The following is a 23,961-nucleotide window of genomic DNA, read 5'->3' as shown; positions in this document are numbered from 1 at the left end:
CTCTTATCTTAGCTACTTGAAGCACGATGAGATCAACAATCTTATGATTCTTAAGATTTCCTCCTCTGTTTTCTGAATCCATTGTACTCTAACATTTCAGTTTCATAATACGCGTAGAGCTAAGGAATAGAGACTAAAATAATGAACTCCCCTATAATGTGTGTGATTTATCATCCACAATTATTGTTATTGAGAGTCTCAGTTCATGCTAAGCAATATTATTCGCTCAAATTTTTTAAATTTTTATGCTAACCGGCATCACACTATTGTCTCTTCTTCTCCGGTATTTCCTCGCAATGACCCTTCGATTCTTTTTACTAATGCGGGTATGAATCAGTTCAAAAATATTTTTCTTAATAAAGAACCGATTCGCCACTCTCGAGCTACGACATCACAAAAATGTATTCGCGCTGGGGGCAAACACAATGATTTAGAAAATGTTGGCCATACTTCTCGTCATCTAACTTTCTTTGAAATGTTAGGAAACTTTTCTTTTGGAGACTATTTTAAAAGTGAAGCTATAGCTTTTGCATGGGAAGCTTCTCTGTCAGTTTTTAACTTTGATCCTGAATTTATTTACGCAACTGTACATGAAAAAGATGACGAAGCTTTTGCGCTTTGGGAGAGATATCTACCTTCTGATCGTATTTTTCGTTTAACAAGCGAGGATAACTTTTGGAGTATGGCAGAAATAGGCCCTTGCGGCTACTGTTCTGAGTTACTTTTTGATCGGGGTCCTGCTTTTGGTATGGCAACTTCTCCCCTTGAAGATATTACGGGTGAGCGCTTTTTAGAATATTGGAATTTAGTTTTCATGGAGTTTAATCGCACAGCAGAAGGATCGCTTCTCGCTCTTCCGAATAAACATGTGGATACAGGAGCAGGTTTAGAGCGCCTGGTATCTCTGATTACCGGAGTAAATACTGTCTTTGAAGCAGATGTCTTACGTGCACTTATTGCACGTATCGAAAAACTTTCTAAAAAAGCTTATTTTCCTAATGACTCTACAGGAGCTCCATTCCGAGTTATTGCTGATCATATTCGTTCTTTATCTTTTGCCATTGCTGATGGTGTAATCCCGGGAAATACAGAACGTGGCTATGTATTAAGAAAAATTTTAAGACGATCTGTAAATTACGGCCGCCGCTTAGGGTTCTATACACCTTTCTTAGCAGAAATCGTCCCTTCTTTAGCAGATGCCATGGGGGAAGCTTATCCAGAACTATATAATTCTTTATCCCAAATTCAAGAAGTGATCACTGTTGAAGAGGAGAATTTCTTTAAAACTCTATGTCGTGGGAACAACCTTCTGCAACAAGTGCTAAAAAGTTCTCTTACTTCGGGATGCATTTCTGGAGAGAATGCTTTTAAACTTAAAGATACCTATGGTCTGCCGATAGATGAAATTATTTTGTTAGCTAAAGACTATGATTATCATGTAGACCTGGATACTTTTCACCAACTTGAAGAGCAAGCAAAACAACTTTCCAAGAAAAATGCTATGAAATCTCAAGATGCTTTAGAATTAGTTTACAACGAATTGCCGGTAAAAGTGTTCTCAGAATTTATAGGGTATAATGATCTTTCTTGTGACACTTTTGTTGAAGTTGTTATTTCTGAAGGTAAACAGGTCTCTTCTCTTAAAGAAAAAGAAGCCGGAGCTTTAATTCTTAAGGTTACACCTTTCTACGCGGAAAAAGGAGGTCAGATAGGAGACTCAGGAGAAATTTTTTCTAGTGAAGGAACTTTTATTGTTACTCATACGACAATGCCAAGAGCAGACTTGATAGTTCATCATGGGAAAGTATCCCAAGGAACCTTAAGTAAGGGATCTACAGTCACTGCTCAAGTAAACTGCTCTCGTAGAAAAAAAATTGCCAATAACCATACGGGGTGCCATTTACTCCACCATGCTTTAGGGATAACACTTGGAGATCATACTCGTCAGGCAGGTTCCTATGTGGATGATATTAAAATTCGTTTAGACTTTACCTATCCCCAAGCGCTTTCCAAAGAAGATCTTTATTTTATTGAAGCTCTTGTGAATAAAAACATTAGAGAAAATTCTCCTGTAAACATTCGTGAAGCCTTATATTCTGATGTGAAGGATTCCTCAGAGATCAAACAATTTTTTGAAGACAAATACAGTGATACTGTGCGCGTTGTTTCTATGGGTCATTCGCATGAACTTTGTGGTGGAATTCATGCTGAAGCTACAGGAGATTTAGGATACTTTTGCATTGTTAAAGAGCATGCGATAGCTGCGGGTATACGTCGTATTGAGGCCACTACAGGAGAAGAAGCTGAGAAAACAGTCCATCAAGATAAACAGACTTTAGATGAGATCGCTGTACTTTTACAAGTACCCAAAGATCAGATTACAGTGAAACTAAATATTACGTTACAGGAGCGGAAGGAGCAAGCCAAGCTATTGCATGAATTAGAAAATAAATTGATTCATACCCACCTGGATAAGGTTATCAAAGATTGTCACCAGGTAGAAGATATTCGTTATATAGTTTGCTCGTTACCGGAAAGTGAAAATCAGCGTTTACAGCAGTACGCTCAATGTTTACATCAAAGAATTCCTGAAAAATGCGTTTCTCTATGGATAACACAGAAGAACGGCAAATGTATTGTTTTATCAAGAATTTCTGATGACCTTGTTTCTCAGGGTCTACATGCTCAGGAGCTATTGAAAATAGTTCTTTCCTCTTGTGGAGGTCGCTGGGGAGGTAAAAATCAATCTGCCCAAGGAAGCGCTCCTACTCTTCCAAAAATAGAAGCATTAAATCACACTGTATGGCAATGGATTTCGACCCAATTAATGTAATCTACCCCTGGTCTCATGAATTATCTCAAGAGACTCTTCCTGTTCTCATTGAAAATGTACATTCGGGAGCTTTAGCTTTTCTTGCAGCAAAACTTTTCCACGACCATTCTCGGCCTATGGTCATGATTACAACACCTATACGTCTTGACAATCTTTTTGAAAATCTTACAACATTTTTGCATCAACCCCCGATAGAATTTCCTTCTTCAGAAATTGATTTGTCACCCGAGTTAGTGAATATTGATGCTGTTGGGAAGCGCGACCAAATTCTTTATGATCTCAGTCAAGGGAAGGCACCGCTATTCTATATCACCACATTAAAAGCACTTTTGGAGAAAACTTCTTCTCCCAAGAGTACAGTGCAACAACACCTTGAACTTCATGTGGGGGATATTTTAGATCCAGAAACAGTAATAGAGTTATGTAAAAATTTAGGGTATGTGCATGTCACTTTAGCAAGTGAAAAAGGAGAGTTTGCCTATCGAGGGGGTATTGTGGATATTTTCCCTCTATCTTCTCCTGAACCTTTTCGCATAGAATTTTGGGGAGAGAAAATCATTTCTTTGCGTTCTTATAACCCCTCGAATCAATTATCCACTGGGAAAGTATTGGAAATTTCCATTTCACCAGCAAACAAAGAACGCTTTACAGAAGAACTCTCTCACACTCTTTTAGATTATTTTTGCGAACCTCCGCTATACCTTTTTGATGACTTAGAAATTTTAGAAGATGATTTTGCAGCAATTTCAGGAACACTTGCTTCTCTTCCCAAAAGATTCTTCCCTATCAGTTATCTTTATGAGCGGGCTATGTCATCTAAACAAATTTACTGTGTTGAAAAAAAATTTCCTAATATTCAAGCTCTGAGTAACGAACACATTACCATTGAAATTTTTAACCGTTCTATAGAAGCACGACGATTTTTCATTCCCTTCATTTACCCTACCCCTATTATTGAAAATGAAAGTAATCCTCTGTTGACTTTCCTTAACTATCTCCAAGAATACCTACCTCAACAAGAAGAGGCAGTGTTAAAACTAGCCATCTATAGTACAAAAACTAAATCCCTGAAAGAAGCTCGAGCTTTGGCAGAGACATTTGCCAATAATCGCACCTGTATTTATGAGAAAACCGGCAATCTTTCCTCTAGTTTTGCCTTAGCTGATACAGGATTTGCTGCTATCTCACTATCAGAATTCGCTTCAACAAAAATACTACGCCGACAGAAACAACGGACGTATTTTAGCGTAGATACAGAAGAAGTGTTTGTTCCTGTTCCTGGAGAGACGATTGTCCACCTTCATAATGGGATTGGCAAATTTTTAGGGATAGAAAAAAAACCTAATCATCTTAATATCGAAACGGATTACTTGGTTATAGAATATGCGGATAAAGCTAAGCTCTATGTTCCTTCGGACCAGGCACATCTGATTTCTCGTTACATTGGGCCTACGGACAAAACAACTACTCTCCATAATCTTAACAGTTCAAAGTGGAGACGCTCTCGAGAGCTTACAGAAAAATCTTTAATTATTTATGCTGAGAAGCTACTCCAACTAGAAGCGCAGCGTTCTACAATTCAAGCCTTTGTATACCCCCCTCACGGGGAAGCAATTTTTAAGTTCGATGAAAGTTTTCCATATGAAGAGACCCCAGATCAATTAAAAGCTATTGATCAAATTTATGCGGATATGATGTCTACGAAGCTCATGGACAGATTAATCTGTGGGGATGCAGGATTTGGGAAAACGGAAATCATTATGCGGGCAGCTGTCAAGGCTGTCTGCGATGGACATCGTCAGGTTATTGTTATGGTGCCTACGACCATTTTAGCCAACCAGCATTATGAGACTTTCAAGCAAAGAATGGCAGGTTTGCCTATACAAATTGCTGTCCTCTCGCGATTTTCTCAAGCTAAAGTTCAAAGAGAAATTTTTGAACGCGTTGCTAAGGGGGAAATTGATATTTTGATAGGGACGCATAAGCTTATCAATAAAAATCTAAAATTTCATAATCCGGGCTTATTAATTATCGATGAAGAGCAGCGCTTTGGAGTAAAAATAAAAGATTACCTAAAAGAGCGCTACCCTAATATTGACTGCCTTACAGTGTCTGCAACTCCCATTCCCAGAACATTGTATATGTCTCTAGCAGGAGCTAGAGACCTTTCTGTGATTACTATGCCTCCGTTAGACAGGCTTCCTGTGAGCTCCTTTATTGTAGAAAACAACCATGAAACACTGTGCGCAGCCTTGCGTCATGAGTTGCTTCGAGGAGGACAAGCGTATGTTATTCATAATCGCATTGAAACCCTTTATGGTCTTGCGGAAACTATTCGAAATCTTCTTCCTGAAGCTCATATTGGCGTTGCTCATGGACAGATGTTATCAGAAGATTTAAGTAGGATTTTCAAAAAATTTAAAGACCATCAAACTAATATTCTTGTCGCCACAGCATTGATAGAAAATGGTATTGATATTCCCAATGCTAATACCATTTTAATAGACCATGCTGATAAATTCGGTATGGCGGATCTCTATCAAATGAAAGGAAGGGTCGGAAGATGGAATAGAAAAGCCTACTGTTACTTTCTTGTTACTGATCTAAATAGGTTATCAGGACCTGCTGCAAAGCGTTTGGCAGCATTAAATAAACAGGAGTATGGTGGGGGGATGAAAATCGCCCTACATGATTTAGAAATTCGAGGTGCTGGCAACATTTTAGGAACAGATCAATCGGGGCACATAGGCACTGTTGGTTTTAATCTTTATTGCAAGCTTTTGAAAAAAGCTGTTGCGACATTAAAAAACCACTCGAAACCTTTACTTCTGAACGATGATCTGAAGATAGAGTTCCCCTACAATTCACGAATTCCTGACACTTATATAGACACAGCATTTATGCGTATCGAATTTTATCAGAAAATTGGCAATGCAAAGAGCAAAGAAGAACTCGAAGCAATACAAGAAGAAATGCAAGATCGTTTTGGATCCTTACCACAAGCAGTTTCTTGGCTTCTCGCACTAGCTCAAATCCGATTATTCGCACTACAACATAATATCTGTAGTATCAAGGGGACGGCAAATGCGTTGTATCTCCAACAATACCATAGCAAAATCGAACAGATCAAGAAAACCGTGCCATATGCTCTATCACCTACACCCGAACTTTTGGTAGTTGAAGTTTTAGCATGTATACAGAAAGCCTTCCCATTAAAATCCTCTAAGTAAGGAAGTCTATGTCTGCCTTTTTCAATACTTTACGTCCTACGCTTTCTCGTCCTCCAGTATGGTTTTTACGCCAAGTGGGTAGGTATATGCCACAATATCAAGAACTCAAAGGTTCTCAATCTTTGAAGGCCTTTTTTCATAATACTGAAGCTATCATAGAAGCAACTCTTTTAGGTCCTTCTTTATTGCATGTAGATGCTGCTATCCTTTTTGCAGACATCTTATCGATTCTGGATGGGTTTAGTATAAATTACGACTTCGCTCCAGGTCCACAAGTACACTTTGTTTACGGACAATCTTTAAACTTCACACCAGATCCTCAGGAAACTTTCCGCTATCTCTTAGAAGCTATTGGTAAAATCGCACTTCAACTTACTATTCCTCTGATTGTCTTTGCAGCTTCTCCTTTCACTCTTGCAAGTTACCTATTCGATGGTGGTGCTTCTAAAGATTTTACGAATACGATGGCTTTTCTTTATCACTATCCGGAACAATTTCAAATTCTTCTGAATCAAATTATTGAAGGTACTGCAATCTACCTCAAAGCGCAAATTCAAGCAGGAGCTTCTGCAGTACAATTGTTCGATTCTTCGAGTTTCCGTCTTCCATCTTCATTATTTTCGCGCTATATTACGAATCCGAATAAACAGCTCATTACCAAACTTAAAAACTCTCAAATTCCGGTGAGTTTATTTTGCCGATGTTGTGAAGCAAATTTTATGGATCTTTATGCTACTCAGGCAGATACTCTTCATCCTGATTACCATGTAAATCTTGCTCATTTATGGAAAACACAATCTAAACTTCCTTCTCTACAAGGGAACTTAGACCCTGCCATCTTCCTTTTACCTCAAGAGAAGATGCTAGATTATGTAAAACAGTTTTTGGCTCCTTTACAAAAAATTCCCAAGTTTATTTTTAACTCCGGACATGGAATTCTTCCTCAAACTCCTTTAGAAAATGTACAAGCCGCGGTTGCTTATGTTCAATATCGACTTTAAATTCCTTGAAGGTCTTCATCAACCAGCACCACGGTATACTAGCTATCCTACAATTTTAGAATGGGAATCTTCTACTGAAGCTCCAGCTTTACTTGCTTTGGATCGACTTCAGCGAGCTCCTCGTCCCCTATCTTTATATTTTCATATTCCCTTTTGCCAATCTATGTGTCTTTATTGCGCGTGTTCTGTGGTTTTGAACCGCCGGGAAGATATTGTAGAAACCTACATCGATATGTTAATTCAAGAGATGGAATTCGTTGTTCAAAAGTTAGGAAGAAAAGTACAGATTTCACGTATTCACTTTGGAGGGGGGACTCCCAGCCGTCTTTCCCGTTTTCTTTTTGAAAAACTTTTTTACAAAATACACGATTTCTTTGATCTCACCCACTCTGAGGAAATTGCTATTGAAGTTGATCCTAGATCTCTGAGGAATGATGATGATAAGGCTAAATTCTTCCAGAATTTGGGATTTAACAGAGTAAGCTTAGGAATTCAAGACACACAAGACAACGTTCAAGAAGCTATAAAGCGCCGTCAAACTCATGAGGAATCTAAGAAAACTTATGAAAAATTTAAAGCACTGGGTTTCCAAAGCATCAATATAGATTTAATTTATGGTCTTCCTAGACAAACATCTCTCAGCTTTGTTCAAACTATTAAAGATATCCTAGTCATGCGACCAGATCGTCTTGCATTATTTTCTTTTGCTTCGGTACCCTGGATCAAACCGCATCAGAAAGCAATGAAAGCTACAGACATGCCTTCAATGGAAGAGAAATTTTCCATTTATTCGCAAGCACGCCAGATGTTGATGAAAGCTGGGTACCAGGCTATTGGTATAGATCACTTTTCTCTTCCTGATGATCCTTTAACTCTAGCTTTTAAAAACAAAAATCTTATTCGAAATTTTCAAGGATATTCCCTTCCTCCTGAAGAAGACCTCATAGGGTTTGGAATGACATCCACGAGTTTCATCCGTGGTATTTATTTACAAAATGCCAAGACTCTTGAAGAGTATTACAATCTCGTACGAGCGGGACTGCCAGCAACAGTAAAAAGTAAAATTCTTTCTGAAGATGACCGAGCACGGAAATGGGTTATTCATAAATTGATGTGTACCTTTACAATAATTAAAGAAGAGTTTTCCCTACTGTTTGGTTATAATTTTGATACTTACTTTGCAGAAAGTGATGAGCGACTTCGCAGTATGGAAAGTACAGGATTAATCCATAACAGTTCTTCCTCTTTAATCATTACACCTCTTGGAGAACTATTTGTCAGAGTCATTGCTACAGCCTTTGACGACTATTTTCTCAAGAAAGCATCTGAAAAACCCCATTTCTCCGCTTCAATATGAATAGAGTTATCATTATAGGTGCAGGGATTTCTGGTCTTGCCACAGCTTGGTGGTTACATAAAAAATTTCCACAGTCAGAGATTCTCATTTTTGACAAAAGACACTCTCCAGGTGGTTCTATTTATACAGAATATAATGAAGGGTTTTTCTTCGATCTAGGGCCTAAAGGTTTTCTAACCCGAGGAGAAGGAGAATATACATTAAAATTGATTCAAGAACTAGATCTTAACGATGCGTTAATCTTCAGTAATAGCGCAGCAAAAAAACGCTTCATCCATTATCGGGGGAAAACACGTAGAGTATCTCTATGGACATTACTCCGGGAAGGCTTGCTTTCTACTCTGGTTAAAGACCTTTGTGCTTCTCGTTATAGCGAAGATAGTTCTGTAGAAGCTTTTCTTAAGCGTCATGCCTCTCCAAGTTTTACAAACTGTATCTTGAATCCTATGGTTACTGCGATACGTGCGGGCCACAGCCACGCACTATCTACTCATATGGCATTCCCCTCTCTTGCTCAATATGAAGCTGAAACAGGTTCACTATTGCGCAGCTATATTAAAAATTTCTCTTGCGTAAAAAAAACTAAATCCCCGGGATACTTGGCTTCCTTGCAACCTTCTTTGGGTCTTTTAGTTGATGTTCTTACAAAGAAAATTCCTGCCGTATGGAAGTTTTCCAGTTCAGTCACGCGCATCTCCTCCTCCTCAATAGGAGCTTCTGTAAGTTCTTCCGAAGGACAATTTTCTGCAGACTTAGTTATTTATACAGGATCGACTCATCAGTTGCCCAATTTAATAAACATCCCAGGGATAGAAATATTAGGAGAAAAGACCCTGCCTTGGAATTTGTCTAGCATAAGCTTAGGATGGCGATTTCCAAAATTCTCTCTTCCTCATGGCTATGGAGTATTATTCACTGATGAACCTCCACTTTTAGGTATCGTTTGGAATTCTCAAATTTTTCCACAGACTACCAAAGGAAAAGCTTCTCTTTCCCTACTTATCGAAGGACGATGGCATACTGCAGAAGCTCATGCCTTAGCTATAGCAGTTATAGCAAAATATCTAAACATTACTCAAAAGCCGGATGCTTTTTCTTTATTTTCTCCACAAGAAGGCATGCCACAGCATAACGTAGGTTTTATAGCAGCCAAAACCCAGGTACTTCCACGCGTACCAAAAAATATAAAACTTGTAGGCCAGAACATCGTAGGTCCAGGTATCAATCGATGTATAGCCTCTGCCTACCATACTGTTGCTGTCCTTTAATTTGGAAGAAAACGCTGACACAAAGCTACTGTCGCTGCTAACCCTCTTCCATAATACTCCCTACGCGAACGAGCGTATAACAAATTTTTTTCTACATGTTCAAGAAGATGTTGGATCAGGTAATCAGTTTCGTTCAACAATGTATACCCTTGGGCTAAGCCTTCTACCCATCGGAGCTCCATTGTAAGATAGCAAGGTTCATCTTTGAGCAACAACACGTAGGGGTGGTTATCAACATACCAATCTTCTTTAACTTCTTCGAGAATTTCCACAGCTCGAGAGATATTTCCTAAGATAAAATATGTGTCTGCAAGATCTAATTTCAATGTATAATAGATATACGCCCATGCTTTCGCATTCTCCCCTACCATAGAAATATCAGAAAATTCTGCCAAAGCTTTGATAAACCAACCTGCTTTTCTTAAAGGTGAGAATTCACTGTATCCTTGTAAATAATATACCAAAGATAACAGCGAGGATTGGGGAAAGAGATCTGGGAATACAGAAAGATACATCAAAGCATCTTCATTTCCCTCTAGGTAATCTTCGAGATCATAAGTTAATAAATACAACCGGTCTCCGCAAGGGCGTAAGGGAAGACGATCACAATACAAAAAATTGTGCACCCTAGGATTTTTAGGTCTTGTCAAAGCCCAAACAAGCCGTAATGCAGATTGCAAAGATGAACACTCTTCAGAAAATGCTAGAGGGAGAGCGGAGATAGCTTCTGCTTTTTTAGCATACAAAGCTTCATAACAACATGTGGCCATCTTCTCTTCATCATATTCATAAGATCCATGTATAGGAGGAAGATCCCCCTTGCAAGCTTTCCAAAATGCCAATACCTGTTGATATTTAGGATCTTGAATTTCTTCTTTAGCTTTTATCAAAGCGTTTTCTTCTAACTTGTGAATGTGACTATAAATGAGTTCTGTGATCATATTACTGTACATGATTTTTCTATCTTTTATCATGTCATAAATGCAGTAGCTGTACAGTTCAGAGACCAAGGGTGGGGAGTGTTTTTTTAAAACATTCCCTAAGCCAACAGCATAGGTTCCTGCCCTTTCTTCAATATGAAAAGACAACAAATAAAGAGTGTTTAAAAGCTGACGATTTTTAAAAGAAAAATGCATTTGATATAACATTGCTTCGCAGGACGCTTGTTTCTTTTGAACAGTATAAGCTAAGAAAAGACCCATATTGGCTTCTTCACGCCCCCAACTTTTATACGCGCGTAAGAAAAAATTTTCAGCTTCATGATAATTTTCTTCTAAACAAGCAATACATCCTAAATATTCGTAAATCTTGGCAAAGGTTTTACCTAGCCGTGTTGCTGGCTCTAAAATTCCTAGAAAAATTTCCTTTGCCCTTACATACTCCCCTTGAGCATAATAGTAGGCACCTAGAAAAAACCCGTACTCCGGAAAATAAAGATGTTGTGAGGTAAAAATTTGTTCTCCTTTTGCTAACAGGCGTGCCGTAGCAGGGAAATGTTTATCCTGATGATAAAGCTCTAATAAAGAAAAATATCCGTAGTATAGAAGTGGGGATTGTACATACTCACCATAATCGATAAGGACTTCCAGTTCTTGAATCGCCTCGTGTCGCGCAGAGGATAGTTTGTGCAAAGCGTGCTCCAACAATACAGCATCGACTTCTTGCGCTCGGGAAACTTGTCCTATGGCAATCTTCTTTACTAAGGTTTCAATAGCTTCGGCGTAAGCAGCTTCTGCAAGGCAATAGGGCACCAACAAAGACTCATAAGGTTGAGAAAGATCTCGAGCCTTAGCAATTTGCAAAGCACAAATTGTTTTCTTTAAAAAGCACTGTTCTATATTTACTACATCTGTGTGAGGGCTACACATTCCCTCATCTAGAGCTTGCAAAAGTTGGCTAGCGCAGTTCAAGGCTTCGACATAATGCCCACGTTCCTTCGCTAATAAGATCTCTTGTTTACGCTCTTCGTAACTACTATATAATGTCATTTTGTAAAGTTCAAAAAGCAGCTGATCATGCAAAGATTCGTTACAACCCAGACAATGGAGGTGTTCTACAATCTTTCGAAGAGGTGCCTTATTAGGATTGAATCTGTACCAGAAAACTCGCAATTCATTCTTAATTATAGAAGGCAAAGGTAAAGGCAATAATTGATTAAGAAGATGTATTCCTTTTTCGTGATTTCCTTGTCGAATGCATGTCTGCAAGTACTGACGTACTAGAGAGCTCACTGTTTCCCAATCATACGCTGTCACTGCTGATTGATCAGAAAGCACACGATTCATTAACTCGGCAAAAAGCTGATCACAATTTTCTCCTGAAACCAGTGCAGCGTGAGCATTCGCACAATCATGACTTAGAGACTGTCGTTGAGGCATTGTTGTTGAAACCAGCGTGCAACCTAAACCAATTGCGATACATAATGGGATAAGAAATCGAATCTTTTGTTTATATATTTCCTTCATGTAGATCCTCCACTCTGAGTTATAGAGTAGCAATTGCCTGATAGGGATGTGTAGTTTTTTCTAGTTGCATTTCTCTAGCTTGTAGGAACAAACTCACAGGCTTATGGGGCATCGCCCATAGGCTGGGCCCCTGTTCTTGTTTCTTATAAATTAGTAAATCACGTCAACACGTTACGGAAATTTTACATGAAAAATGGTGAAGAAAAAAGCACTAGGGAAATAAAGAAAGTTATTTTCTTTTTTTTTGTTTTCTTCGTTTTCATACAAATTAACATGTTGATAAACAAAGAAGTGGGTTGTTATAACAAAAGAAAAAAAAGTCCCATTCTCTTAATTTATTCTAAAAAAATGGTTGCATGAATTTGAACAAAAAAACTAATTAAAAATTAAAACAAGTAAAAATAGTTTAAAACAGCAACTAGAGGACGCTTTTCATGGCGCTAAAAGATACGGCGAAAAAATTGAAAGATTTGTTGGATAGCATTCAAAACAATTTAGCTAAGGCTGAAAAAGGCAACAAGGCTGCAGCTCAAAGAGTGCGTACAGAATCCATAAAACTAGAAAAGATGGCTAAGCTTTATAGGAAAGAATCCATAAAAGCTGAAAAGGCTGGATTAATGAAACGGAAACCTGCGGCAAAAACAAAAAAAAGTGTAATAAAAAAAGCTGCGCCAAAAAAAAATCCAGTAAAAAAAGTTATAGCAAAGAGGGCTGTAGTAAAAAAGGCAGCGCCCAAAAAAACTGCAGCAAAAAAAGTAAAAAGAAATCATAAAGGTCGTTCTTTAAGAAAATAATTTTTCTCAACTTTGATGATTTAGAGGATAATTACACTTGTAAATTATCCTCTTTTCTTTTTCTGAGTTTTACAATGTCATTTATTTTTTTCTATCCCTGAAAAGCCGTGGATCTACAAATTTAGCTTATGCTACAGTTTCATTGATAGTAATGGAACATCACGAATGCTGGCAAATTCAGTAACGAAAGTCTTGTTATACTCAAACATTCCAAACAAAAAATTTCTTAAATAAGCTATACGTATTGCCTAGAAATATCATGGTTGCAACAAAAAATTGTATCCACTTCGATTTATGTGGGGGATGTTCCTCTCTGCAGTCTGCCTATGCAGACTCCTTAAAAGCCAAAGAACTCCTACTCCACAAACTATTTGCTTTCTTAATTCCCCCTCATTCTATTCTTCCTGTAATTCCTTGTAACCCCCCTTTACGGGGAAGAAATAAAATGGAGTTTTCCTTTTTTCAAACACAAGATAACAAAAAAAGTCTTGGCTTTATAAGCCCTACAAAGCCAAGGCAAGGCGTTTCTATTAAGGAGTGTCTACTCATACATGAAGATGCTATAGAAATCGTCAAGCTCACACGACAATGGTGGAGGAATTATCCTCAACTTATGGCGTACTTCCCGCCAAAAAATACAGGTTCTCTATGCACACTCACCGTACGTATTGGCAATGCAAACCATGAGCTTATGGTAATTTTAAGAACTTCCGGAAGACAAGAATATGCCGTTGAACCAAAAATTATTCAGGAATGGAAAGAGATCTTATTACAGGCACCTTTGAATATTACTTCGATTTTCTGGGAGGAAAAACAGTCTGCGCCGCGAGTTCCCACATACTATCAGGAAACCTTACTCCATGGGCAACGTTTTATTGAACAGAGATTATCGTTAACCTCTGATGCAAACTCTGGAACTTTTCATATTGGTCCGAAGAGTTTTTTTCAACCTCAATACCTACAAGCTGTACAAATTATAGAAGTAGTCAAAAATTTTATAGATGCACAAGGTTCAGAAATCCTTTTAGATTTGTATTGTGGGGTTGCAACTATAGGAATCATGCTTGCTCGCTATGTAAAAAAAGTCATCGGTGTAGAAATTATTCCTGACGCAGTAGAATCAGCAAGAAAGAACATCTTAATCAATCAAAAAAATGGTTGTGTGGAGGTCTATTTAGAAGATGTAAAAACTTTTTGTAAAAAGTGCGAGCAGAGTGTACCTCCTGACATAATCATTATGGATCCTCCTCGTTGTGGTGTACAAAATAAAATTTTAAAATATATTTTACGTATAGGGGCTCCAAAACTTATTTATATCTCTTGTAACCCCAAAACACAGTTTGAGGAATGTTGTAAGCTAGTAGATAACGGATATGAAATAAAAAAAATGCAACCCGTAGACCAATTTCCCCATTCCGTTCATTTAGAAAATATTGTTTTATTAGAAAGAAAGAAATGTCTCTAGGAAAAGCATTGAATGCTCGTTTCCTATTATGTTAATCTTTTTCTCATTAATCCAATTAAAGGTGATTTCATGCTTTTTCGTATGTTTATGTGTTTTTCGTTTTTATTGAGTTCTTCCTTACTTTGGGCTGAAGAAGAAGCTCCCCAATCGAAGAATACCTTTGTACAGCCCGCTATCATGCTAGCCATCGCTATTCTTTTCTTTTATTTCATTTTATGGCGTCCTGAACAAAAGCGTAGAAAAGCCATGGAAAAACGTAAGAATGAAATTACTAAAGGTGATAAAGTGACTGCTATGGGCATTATTGGTGTCGTCGATGATATCCGAGAACATACTGTAGTGTTAAACATTGCTTCTGGGAAAGTAGAAGTTTTAAAAGCTGCTATTTCTGAAATCCTTAAGCCTGATGGAAGTAAAGCTTAGGTCTTACTCGTTAAGTTACAAAGAAATCTGTATTGATTTTTTATAAGCCAAGTTATAATTTGAGAGTATGAGTTCTTCACAAAGTTTAGGGCCTATATCACTATGACTTGGCTTTCAGGCTTTTATTTCATTAGCATTGCCTGCCTAGTCTTTTGTGCTATAGATTTAATTCTTTCTGTTATTATTCTCTTGTCTCGCAAGCTTTTGGTTAAAGTTCATCCTTGCAAACTCAGGATTAACGATAATGATGAGCTTACGAAAATCGTTGAAAGTGGTCAGACTTTACTTGTCTCCTTGTTAAGTTCCAATATTCCTATTCCCTCTCCTTGTGGAGGTAAGGCAACTTGTAAACAATGTAAGGTTCGTATTGTGGAAAATGCCGAAGAACCTCTAGAAACTGACCGTTCAACTTTTTCCAAACAGCAATTAGCACAAGGTTGGCGACTTGCTTGTCAGAATAAAGTTCAGCATGACATGAGTTTAGAAATAGAAGAGCGGTACCTAAACGCTTCTTCTTGGGAAGGCAGTGTACTTTCTAATGAGAATGTGGCTACTTTTATCAAAGAACTTGTAATCACCATAGATCCAAACAAACCGATCCCCTATAAGCCTGGAGGTTACTTACAGATTACAGTACCTCCTTACAAAACTAATTCTTCAGACTGGAAACACTCTATGGCTCAAGAATATTATAGCGACTGGGAGCATTTTCATTTGTTTGACCAGATCATCGACAATAGTCAACTTGTCCCAGATTCTGCAAACAAAGCCTATTCATTAGCTTCCTATCCTCCAGAGTCTCCTACAATAAAATTCAACGTTCGCATTGCTACTCCTCCGCTTATTCAAAACAAACCTAATCCCAATATTCCTTGGGGGGTATGTTCTTCTTATATTTTCTCTTTAAAACCTGGGGACAAAATTACTGTTTCCGGTCCTTACGGAGAGTCTTTCATGAAAGAAGACAATCGTCCTGTGATTTTTTTAATTGGGGGGGCAGGGTCTTCTTTTAGTAGAAGTCACATTCTTGATTTACTTTTAAATAAACATACAAAAAGAGATCTCACTTTATGGTATGGAGCCCGTTCTTTAAAAGAAAATATTTATCAATATGAATATGAAAATTTAGAAAAAACCCATCCGAATTTTCATTACCATTTAGTGCTTTCAGACCCTCTTCCTGAAGATATTGCTAAAGGATGGGATAAACATGATCCTGTAAAGACGAACTTTTTATTTCGTGCTTTTGAACTAGGGCAACTTAATAAATTAGATAATCCTGAAGATTATCTTTATTATGTTTGTGGTCCGCCCTTACACAATAGCAGCGTGCTTACATTGCTTGATAACTATGGTGTCGAGCGTACCTCTATAGTTTTAGATAATTTTGGCAACTAATCATGGGTGCGTTGTTTAATTTTTTATCGCACCTACTATTTTAAAAATAGAATTGAACTAAGTTAAAGTCCAGAGATATTTCAAAATGAACAAAATTAGTGATTAATAATTAGATCTTAAAATTCGAAACAAAGATCCTATATAAAAGACCATAGAAACAAAGCAAAATATCATATGTGTAACTTGACTAACTGCGTATACACGACCACTCAACAATGCTTCAGTAAAAGTTACATTCGATTCGAGAAAGATATTATCTGTTTCATTCGTTGTTGAATCAAATCGACAGGACGGGGATATTTCCAAACCACCAAATGTTGTGGCTATCCCTACCAAGGCGAAGAAAATGCCATAAATGACTATATTTATAATGCTGGAAACATCATAGAAAGCTTCTTGATTCTGCCGCAAGACTACCACACGTTCCCTGATATTTTGCACTCTTGCTTGTTCGAATGTAGAACTCCTCCAACGAAAACAGCACCTATAAAACGCGTCGCGTATTCCAGGAAAAACATATGTCAGGATATCTTGCGCAAGCAATGTCCATCCAAAAATGGACGTTACACCATAAAGAGCTGCTGTACATGGTGTAACCGTAGGACGCGCAGCCAAACGGAGGTTATTTATCAGATCCAATGCATTCATACCAGCTCCTAAAGATCGATAGAACAAAGCGATTATTCGTAAATTACGAAACCTTTCTCGTCGAGAATGCGGATTTGTCAACATCAGAAAACAACTGCACACTCCATCAAAACCGAAAAATACCATGCAAACAGCTATTGAGGAAGCATTCCATATAGTATCAACAAGAGAAAAAAACCAAATGATTGAGACTGCATCGGAAATGCGAACGATAATCACCGCCAATTCTGTTAAACGATCTAGGATATTGTCGGGAGGCAAAGGATTCTCTTCAAGATCTGCAACTGTTACTTCAGTATGTAACCAGGTGTGTATCCGAGTAAAAATATTTGGGCTTGATGTTCGTACTAAGGAAACACCTCCCATCTCATATCCAACGATTCCAACAACGGATTCTTCTTCCTGAGGCATTTCCTGAAAAGAAGTACGCAAAGGTACCATTTCCATAGATTCCGATACTGGACTCCCAGCCATTCGTTGGGAAACTACGCTCACTCCTGCCGTTTGCATAAATGCGTTAAGAATAGCAAAGCTAAAAGCTGGATCTCTAAAAGAGATCCAAAAAATTCCAAAACTCCCTGAAGAATATGGTAAGGTGACTACTCCGGACCGTAAGAATCCCTGACAATCCATCCGAGAAGGTAAATCACCCAAAACTCGATAATATAGTGCACGATGATGCTCTGGATATACTGAAGGACAGATGCCCACTAAAACAATACTATTAACATAAGGCGTTTGACAAAGAGATGCCCGAATGTAAATTGCTCCGTTACCAAAGAAATATTGCATAAAAATGCTTCCTTCGGGATGGGTGGTAAAAAACTCTTCCCAAATATCTAATAGGGCTCTACACATGGGTGAATTTTCTATTTGAGTCTGGCAAAAGAGGGGACACGCCACTCCTCCTCCTCTATTTTGAACAACAATAACCTCTCTTCCTCCCAACAATTGGCTAAGGTACAATGCCTCATTTTGGGTATCAAAATATCCTGACTGACTACCATTAATATATCCAATACCTACCAAGGGAGTTGAGACAGGTGTAGATACGTTAGAATTATAAATAGCATGAAAAATAGGTGCTTGTGGTACGGGACTAGAAACCGAAATAGTATCTTCAGAATCAGAAGTAGAGGCTCTAGTAGTGTCTATCCGAGTTAGTGAAAGTAAATCATTGGATTGATTTAATTCCGTGGGTATTTCATTTGTCTGTTGCCTTGATTCTGGTGATTCGTCTATGGAATATTCGCGGGAGAGGTTGGAACAATACTTGTCAGATAAAGAAGAGTTCTGAATAGGAGTCGACATATTCGAAACATCTTTTATAAGTTTGCCTTATTGCTACAAGACAAAATGCTTTGAATTACATAATAAAAAATCATCCAAATCAAAAAAATTAACTTTATCAGCTTTCTAGGGCAATTATTTTACTGGGGATATTATATTTATGTGTGTATCGATAATACTTGCATTATTAAATGAACAAGCAACTATAGACAAAAAAAAGAGTCTTAAAGACTCTTTAATACGAATATTTTTAATACTCGGAATATTTTTTAAAAAAAAGCTTGGCAACGACTTACTCTCCCATACTCTTGTGTATAGTACCATCAGCGATAAAAGGCTTAACTTCTGAGTTCGGAATGGGATCAGGTGTATCCCTTTTTCCACTATCACCAAGCTAGATCTGGTAACGTATCTTCACGTATACTAATAGACGCTTAAGAATGGGTCTTCAATATACTTGCATAGATCGACTTAATTCAACAAAAAAGCTTTTTGAGCTTTTTATATGATAAAAACCAAGTCAATGGACTTATTAGTATTGGTAAGCTAAACATATTACTATGCTTACACATCCAACCTATCAACCACGTAGTCTACATGGAGTCTCATAGGGATACTTTATCTTAAGGGGGGCTTGGCATTTAGATGCTTTCAATGCTTATCCTTTCCGAACGTAGCTACTCGGCTATGCTTTTGGCAAAACAACCGACACACCATTGGTTCGTCCATTCCGGTCCTCTCGTACTAAGAACAGCTCCTTTCAAGTATCCTGCGCCCACAAAGGATAGAGACCAAACTGTCTCACGACGTTTTGAACCCAGCTCGCGTACCGCTTTAATTGGCGAACAGCCAAACCCTTGGGACCTTCTCCAGCCCCAGGATGCGATGAGCCGACATCGAGGTGCCAAACCGCCACGTCGATATGAACTCTTGGTGGCGATCAGCCTGTTATCCCCGGAGTACCTTTTATCCGTTAAGCGACGGCGATTCCACTTTCCACCGCCGGATCACTAAGCCCGACTTTCGTCTCTGCTCGACTTGTAGGTCTTGCAGTCAACCTATTTTATACCTTTACGCTCTACTCGTGATTGCCAACCACGATGAAATAAGCTTTGGGCTCCTCCGTTACTTTTTAGGAGGATACCGCCCCAGTAAAACTGCCCGTCTGGCAATGTCCACTCTCCAGATTCATGGAGTAGTGTTAGATTCCCAACTTGTTAAGACCAGTATTTCAACGACGACTCCTACTCTCCTAACGAAGAGCACTCATAGTCTCCTGGCTATGCTACACATAACAAATCAAAAATCAATACCAAAGTACAGTAAAGGTTCACGGGGTCTTTTCGTCCTTTTGCGGGTAAACAGCATCTTCACTGCTACTACAATTTCACCGAGTCTTTCGTTGAGACAGTGCCCAGATCGTTACACCATTCGTGCAGGTCGGAACTTACCCGACAAGGAATTTCGCTACCTTAGCACCGTTATAGTTACGGCGGCCATTCACCAGGGCTTGGGTTCAATGCTTCGCCTTGCGGCTGACATATTCCTTTAACCTTTTGGCATTGGGCAGGCGTCACACCATATACTTCCCCTTAGAGGTTTGCATAGTGCTGTGTTTTTGTTAAACAGTCGCCTGGGCCATTTCTCTGCGGCCTCTCGAAGCTCATACCGCGAGGGTAATCACCTTAAAAGGCTCCCCTTATTCCGAAGTTACGGGGATAATTTGCCGAGTTCCTTAACGAAAGTTATCTCGCGCGCCTTAGAATACTCATCTCGCCCACCTGTGTCGGTTTTGGTACGGTCACCATCAACAGCTAGAAATTATTTCTTGAAAGCCTTGCGCCACACTATCAGTTCCTCCGAAGATTTCCCTTAACCATAACCCAACCTTATGTTAGCGGATTTGCCTACTAACCAGTCTCATTATGATACGGACATTTCCAATCGTCCGCGTGCTTAACGTACTCCGTCATTCCATTGCTAAAGTTTTAGGTGGTACAGGAATATTTAACCTGTTGCTCCATCGTCTACGCATTTGTGCCTCGACTTAGGGGCCGACTAACCCAGGGAAGACGAGCTTGACCCTGGAAACCTTGGGCTTACGGCGAGGAAGATTTTCACTTCCTTTATCGTTACTTATGCCATGGATCTTCACTAGTATCCGCTCCAGTACTCCTTTCGGTATACCTTTACTGCTGAATACTACGCTCTCCTACCGCGTATACTATACATATACACCCGCGATGTCGGTTTTATACTTGAGCCCCGTTTATTATTGGCGCGATGATTCTCGATTGGTGAGCTGTTACGCACTCTTTAAATGATTGCTGCCTCTAAGCCAACATTCCAACTGTCTTAGAATCGTCACTTCCTTACTCACTTAGTATAAAATTAGGGACCTTAATCGGCGGTCTGGGCTGTTCCCCTCTCGACAACGAAGCTTAGCCCCCGCTGTCTATCTCCCGGACTCACTTTTGGTATTCGGAGTTTAATTTCCTTTGGTAAGCCGGTAGGCCCCCGCTAGAATTCAGTGCTCTACCCCCAAAAGCTTAATATCCGAGGCTAACCCTAAAGTTATTTCGGAGAGAACAAGATATCTCCAAGTTTGATTGGCCTTTCACCCCTATTCACAACTCATCCAAACCTTTTTCAACAGGTACTGGTTCGGTCCTCCACAAAGTCTTACCAATGCTTCAACCTGGTCATAAATAGCTCACTTGGTTTCGTGTCTAAATCAAACGACTAAACGCTCTTTTAAAACTCGCTTTCGCTTCGACTCCGGAATGTAAATCCCTTAATCTCGCCGTTTAACTTAACTCCCTGGCTCATCATGCAAAAGGCACGCCGTCAACCATTACTCCGAAGAGTTATAGGTCTTCGACCGCTTATAAGCTACTGGTTTCAGGTTCTATTTCACTCCCTTAACGAGGGTTCTTTTCACCTTTCCTTCACAGTACTGGTTCACTATAGGTCATTGACTAGTATTTAGCCTTGGAGAGTGGTCTCCCCAGATTCAGACTAGGTTTCACGTGTCTAGCCCTACTCAGGTATCGATTAGAGTCTTTTGTTTTTTCGTTTACGGGACTATCACCCTGTATCGTTCAACTTTCCAGAAGTATTCAACTAAAACTCGTGATCTCGTGTTATCGACCCTACAACCCCATATTAAAAATATGGTTTAGGCTCTTCCCCTTTCGCTCGCCGCTACATAGGGAATCTCTTTGATTTCTTTTCCTCCGCTTACTAAGATGTTTCAGTTCAGCGGGTATTGCCTTATATGCCTATGAATTCAGCATATAATGGTAGAATATTAATCTACCGGGTTGCCCCATTCGGATACCTCCGGGTCATAGCTTTATACCAGCTCACCGAAGATTACTGCAGGTAAACGCATCCTTCATCGCCTGTCAATGCCAAGGCATCCACCAATAGCTCTTAACAACTTGGTCTGTAAATTTTTGATCCATGCAAATATAACTTCACCGAAGACAGATATTCTTAAACGTCTATTATTATATGTGAAAAATACTTGTTACCATGATTATTTACATAACATACTTGATCATATACTGAATGTTTTGAAAACTCGCCTTAACAATGCAAAAGAAATAGAATACAGAGCATAAAATACTTGCCCAACCTAGTCAGGTTGTTCTAAAACAACCATCCCTATCCTTAAAAGGAGGTGATCCAGCCCCACCTTCCGGTAGGGCTACCTTGTTACGACTTCATCCCAGTCATCAGCCTTACCTTGGGCGCCTCTCTCCTAAAAAAGGTTGAGTCAACGACTTAAGGTAAAACCAACTCCCATGATGTGACGGGCGGTGTGTACAAGGCCCGGGAACGTATTCACGGCGTTATGGCTGACACGCCATTACTAGCAATTCCGACTTCATGTAGTCGAGTTGCAGACTACAATCCGAACTGAGGCTAGCTTTAAGGATTTGCTCCATCTCACGATCTTGCTACCTTCTGTACTAACCATTGTAGCACGTGTGTCGCCCTGGACATAAGGGCCATGCTGACTTGACGTCATCCTCGCCTTCCTCCTGGTTAACCCAGGCAGTCTCGTTAGAGTTCCCACCCTAAGTGCTGGCAACTAACGATAAGGGTTGCGCTCGTTGCGGGACTTAACCCAACACCTCACGGCACGAGCTGACGACAGCCATGCAGCACCTGTGTATTTGTCCTTGCGGAAGACGACATTTCTGCCGTTGTCAAATACATGTCAAGTCCAGGTAAGGTCCTTCGCGTTGCATCGAATTAAACCACATGCTCCACTGCTTGTGCGGGCCCCCGTCAATTCTTTTGAGTTTCACCCTTGCGAGTGTACTCCTCAGGCGGCATACTTAACACGTTAGCTCCGACACGGATGGGGTTGAGACCATCCACATCAAGTATGCATCGTTTACGGCAAGGACTACCAGGGTATCTAATCCTGTTTGCTCCCCTTGCTTTCGCGCCTTAGCGTCAGGAATAAATTAGAAAAGCGCCTTCGCCACTGGTGTTCTTCCACATATCTACGCATTTCACCGCTACATGTGGAATTCCCTTTTCTCCATCTAACCTCTAGAAAAGCAGTATTAAGTGCTGACTTGGGGTTGAGCCCCAAAATTTAACACCTAACTTTCCTTTCCGCCTACACGCCCTTTACGCCCAATAAATCCGATTAACGCTAGCACCCTCCGTATTACCGCAGCTGCTGGCACGGAGTTAGCCGGTGCTTCTTTACCTGGTACGCTCAAATCAGTTGGATATTAGCCAACTTCTCTTATTCCCAGGCGAAAGTGCTTTACAACCCTAGAGCCTTCATCACACACGCGGCGTCGCTTCGTCAGACTTTCGTCCATTGCGAAAGATTCTCGACTGCAGCCTCCCGTAGGAGTCTGGGCAGTGTCTCAGTCCCAGTGTTGGCGGTCAATCTCTCAATCCGCCTAGACGTCATAGCCTTGGTGGGCTTTTATCCCACCAACAAGCTGATATCCCATAAACTCTTTCTCAACCGAAAGGTCCGAAGATCCCCTTCTTTAATATAATTTAGATGCCTAAATATACCACATTCGGTATTAGCGACCGTTTCCAGTCGTTATTCCCAAGTTGAGAGCAGATTATCTATGTATTACTAACCCTTCCGCCACTAAATAACAACCGAAGTTATTATTCCGTTCGACTTGCATGCCTCATCCACGCCGCCAGCGTTCAATCTGAACCAAGATCAAATTCTCAGAAAAAAAATAAATAAAAAATTAACGGATCTTTTATAAGATCCTCACAAGCATTTTATACTGGCCTGCATTCTATCTCATTTGCATTGTTAAGAAGAAAAGCTTAATAGATACTAAGCCCTCGTTACTTATTCACATCAAAGTATGAATTATTTTCTTCTGTCATGCTTCACACTTAAGAAGAATGCCAGTATCCTACAAAAAGCGTTGTTTTTTATGCAATGTATTTTGCTAGCTTTATTTTTACCTTTAGATTTTTGTTTTGAAATAGAGGGCTTAGAGGAGAAATTTGTTTTGGACGCTTAAGAAGTTGAGTGTTTTCTTGGCAAATATCGAAATTGCCTGTGTTTATTTTGTTTGATGTCAGAAATTTGGAGTTATGTAGTATTTTTTGTATTCCAACAAGAGTAGCCTTTTTTCTTGGATAAATTCTTGCTCATAGATAATATTTTCCTTTATTTTTGTTCGGATTTGGCGAACGTAGCTCAGCTGGTTAGAGCATCGGATTGTGGTTCCGAAGGCCGCGGGTTCAAGCCCCGTCGTTCGCCCTTTTTTATCTTCTTT

11 protein-coding genes, 1 tRNA gene and 3 rRNA genes are annotated in these 23,961 nt (G+C 39.4%); 10 read left to right on the top strand and 5 right to left on the bottom strand.

What is annotated here, in order from left to right:
• The first annotated feature begins 205 nt into the window (after positions 1-205).
• From alaS to Cs308_RS02480, 5 genes are read left to right on the top strand one after another with little or no spacing between them, the layout of a single operon-like run.
• The gene (alaS, locus tag Cs308_RS02500) at positions 206-2,833 is read left to right on the top strand and encodes an alanine--tRNA ligase (protein ID WP_066482203.1); all 2,628 of its coding nucleotides are present in this window, start codon (positions 206-208) and stop codon (positions 2,831-2,833) included.
• Positions 2,809-6,063, top strand: a complete 3,255-nt coding sequence (gene mfd, locus Cs308_RS02495; protein ID WP_197481306.1) for a transcription-repair coupling factor — start codon at positions 2,809-2,811, stop codon at positions 6,061-6,063. The genes alaS and mfd overlap by 25 nt, the downstream gene beginning before the upstream one ends.
• An 8-nt stretch (positions 6,064-6,071) precedes the next feature.
• Positions 6,072-7,064 carry a uroporphyrinogen decarboxylase gene (gene hemE / locus Cs308_RS02490; RefSeq protein WP_066482199.1) on the top strand — a complete coding sequence of 331 codons (993 nt, stop codon included), beginning with the start codon at positions 6,072-6,074 and terminating at the stop codon, positions 7,062-7,064.
• On the top strand, positions 7,045-8,421 hold the full coding sequence (gene hemN, locus Cs308_RS02485; protein ID WP_066482196.1) for an oxygen-independent coproporphyrinogen III oxidase: 1,377 nt from the start codon (positions 7,045-7,047) through the stop codon (positions 8,419-8,421). The genes hemE and hemN overlap by 20 nt, the downstream gene beginning before the upstream one ends.
• Positions 8,418-9,689, top strand: a complete 1,272-nt coding sequence (locus Cs308_RS02480; RefSeq protein WP_066482194.1) for a protoporphyrinogen oxidase — start codon at positions 8,418-8,420, stop codon at positions 9,687-9,689. The genes hemN and Cs308_RS02480 overlap by 4 nt, the downstream gene beginning before the upstream one ends.
• On the opposite strand, the gene Cs308_RS02475 is transcribed toward Cs308_RS02480, so the two are convergent.
• Complete coding sequence (locus tag Cs308_RS02475; RefSeq protein WP_066482192.1) at positions 9,686-12,154, bottom strand: hypothetical protein; 2,469 nt, start codon at positions 12,152-12,154, stop codon at positions 9,686-9,688. The genes Cs308_RS02480 and Cs308_RS02475 overlap by 4 nt on opposite strands.
• A gap of 434 nt (positions 12,155-12,588) precedes the next feature.
• On the opposite strand from Cs308_RS02475, the gene hctA reads away from it, so the two are divergent.
• The 4 genes from hctA (at position 12,589) to nqrF (ending at position 16,234) form a co-directional block, all read left to right on the top strand.
• Positions 12,589-12,948 carry a histone H1-like protein HctA gene (hctA, locus tag Cs308_RS02470; RefSeq protein ID WP_066482191.1) on the top strand — a complete coding sequence of 120 codons (360 nt, stop codon included), beginning with the start codon at positions 12,589-12,591 and terminating at the stop codon, positions 12,946-12,948.
• 259 nt (positions 12,949-13,207) lie between these two features.
• Entirely contained in the window at positions 13,208-14,413 is a 1,206-nt protein-coding gene (gene rlmD, locus Cs308_RS02465; RefSeq protein ID WP_066482189.1) for a 23S rRNA (uracil(1939)-C(5))-methyltransferase RlmD, read from the top strand.
• Positions 14,414-14,482: 69 nt separating this feature from the next.
• Complete coding sequence (yajC, locus tag Cs308_RS02460; RefSeq protein ID WP_066483375.1) at positions 14,483-14,836, top strand: preprotein translocase subunit YajC; 354 nt, start codon at positions 14,483-14,485, stop codon at positions 14,834-14,836.
• 102 nt (positions 14,837-14,938) lie between these two features.
• Complete coding sequence (gene nqrF / locus Cs308_RS02455; RefSeq protein WP_066482187.1) at positions 14,939-16,234, top strand: NADH:ubiquinone reductase (Na(+)-transporting) subunit F; 1,296 nt, start codon at positions 14,939-14,941, stop codon at positions 16,232-16,234.
• 102 nt (positions 16,235-16,336) lie between these two features.
• On the opposite strand, the gene Cs308_RS02450 is transcribed toward nqrF, so the two are convergent.
• The 4 genes from Cs308_RS02450 to Cs308_RS02435 all read right to left on the bottom strand — a co-directional run bounded on the left by Cs308_RS02450 (position 16,337) and on the right by Cs308_RS02435 (position 23,403).
• The gene (locus tag Cs308_RS02450; protein WP_082905003.1) at positions 16,337-18,193 is read right to left on the bottom strand and encodes a DUF687 family protein; all 1,857 of its coding nucleotides are present in this window, start codon (positions 18,191-18,193) and stop codon (positions 16,337-16,339) included.
• Between the two features lie 258 nt (positions 18,194-18,451).
• Positions 18,452-18,566, bottom strand: a 5S ribosomal RNA gene (gene rrf, locus Cs308_RS02445).
• 117 nt (positions 18,567-18,683) lie between these two features.
• Positions 18,684-21,621 (bottom strand): 23S ribosomal RNA (locus Cs308_RS02440).
• Positions 21,622-21,850: 229 nt separating this feature from the next.
• Positions 21,851-23,403 (bottom strand): 16S ribosomal RNA (locus Cs308_RS02435).
• Together the 16S, 23S and 5S rRNA genes form the textbook arrangement of a ribosomal RNA operon.
• 468 nt (positions 23,404-23,871) lie before the next feature.
• On the opposite strand from Cs308_RS02435, the gene Cs308_RS02430 reads away from it, so the two are divergent.
• Positions 23,872-23,945: transfer RNA gene (locus Cs308_RS02430), tRNA-His, on the top strand.
• Positions 23,946-23,961 lie beyond the last annotated feature (16 nt).

Source organism: Candidatus Chlamydia sanziniae, assembly GCF_001653975.1.
GTDB lineage: Bacteria > Chlamydiota > Chlamydiia > Chlamydiales > Chlamydiaceae > Chlamydia > Chlamydia sanziniae.
Note: the sequence above shows the minus strand (reverse complement) of the source record. Positions and strands in the feature narration are given on the sequence as shown.

Excerpts from the sequence above, each read along its gene's own strand:
- alaS (WP_066482203.1), top strand. The coding sequence starts at position 206 with ATGCTAAGCAATATTATTCGCTCAAATTTTTTAAATTTTTATGCTAAC.
- mfd (WP_197481306.1), top strand. The coding sequence starts at position 2,809 with ATGGATTTCGACCCAATTAATGTAATCTACCCCTGGTCTCATGAATTA.
- hemE (WP_066482199.1), top strand. The coding sequence starts at position 6,072 with ATGTCTGCCTTTTTCAATACTTTACGTCCTACGCTTTCTCGTCCTCCA.
- hemN (WP_066482196.1), top strand. The coding sequence starts at position 7,045 with ATGTTCAATATCGACTTTAAATTCCTTGAAGGTCTTCATCAACCAGCA.
- Cs308_RS02480 (WP_066482194.1), top strand. The coding sequence starts at position 8,418 with ATGAATAGAGTTATCATTATAGGTGCAGGGATTTCTGGTCTTGCCACA.
- Cs308_RS02475 (WP_066482192.1), bottom strand. The coding sequence starts at position 12,154 with ATGAAGGAAATATATAAACAAAAGATTCGATTTCTTATCCCATTATGT.
- hctA (WP_066482191.1), top strand. The coding sequence starts at position 12,589 with ATGGCGCTAAAAGATACGGCGAAAAAATTGAAAGATTTGTTGGATAGC.
- rlmD (WP_066482189.1), top strand. The coding sequence starts at position 13,208 with ATGGTTGCAACAAAAAATTGTATCCACTTCGATTTATGTGGGGGATGT.
- yajC (WP_066483375.1), top strand. The coding sequence starts at position 14,483 with ATGCTTTTTCGTATGTTTATGTGTTTTTCGTTTTTATTGAGTTCTTCC.
- nqrF (WP_066482187.1), top strand. The coding sequence starts at position 14,939 with ATGACTTGGCTTTCAGGCTTTTATTTCATTAGCATTGCCTGCCTAGTC.
- Cs308_RS02450 (WP_082905003.1), bottom strand. The coding sequence starts at position 18,193 with ATGTCGACTCCTATTCAGAACTCTTCTTTATCTGACAAGTATTGTTCC.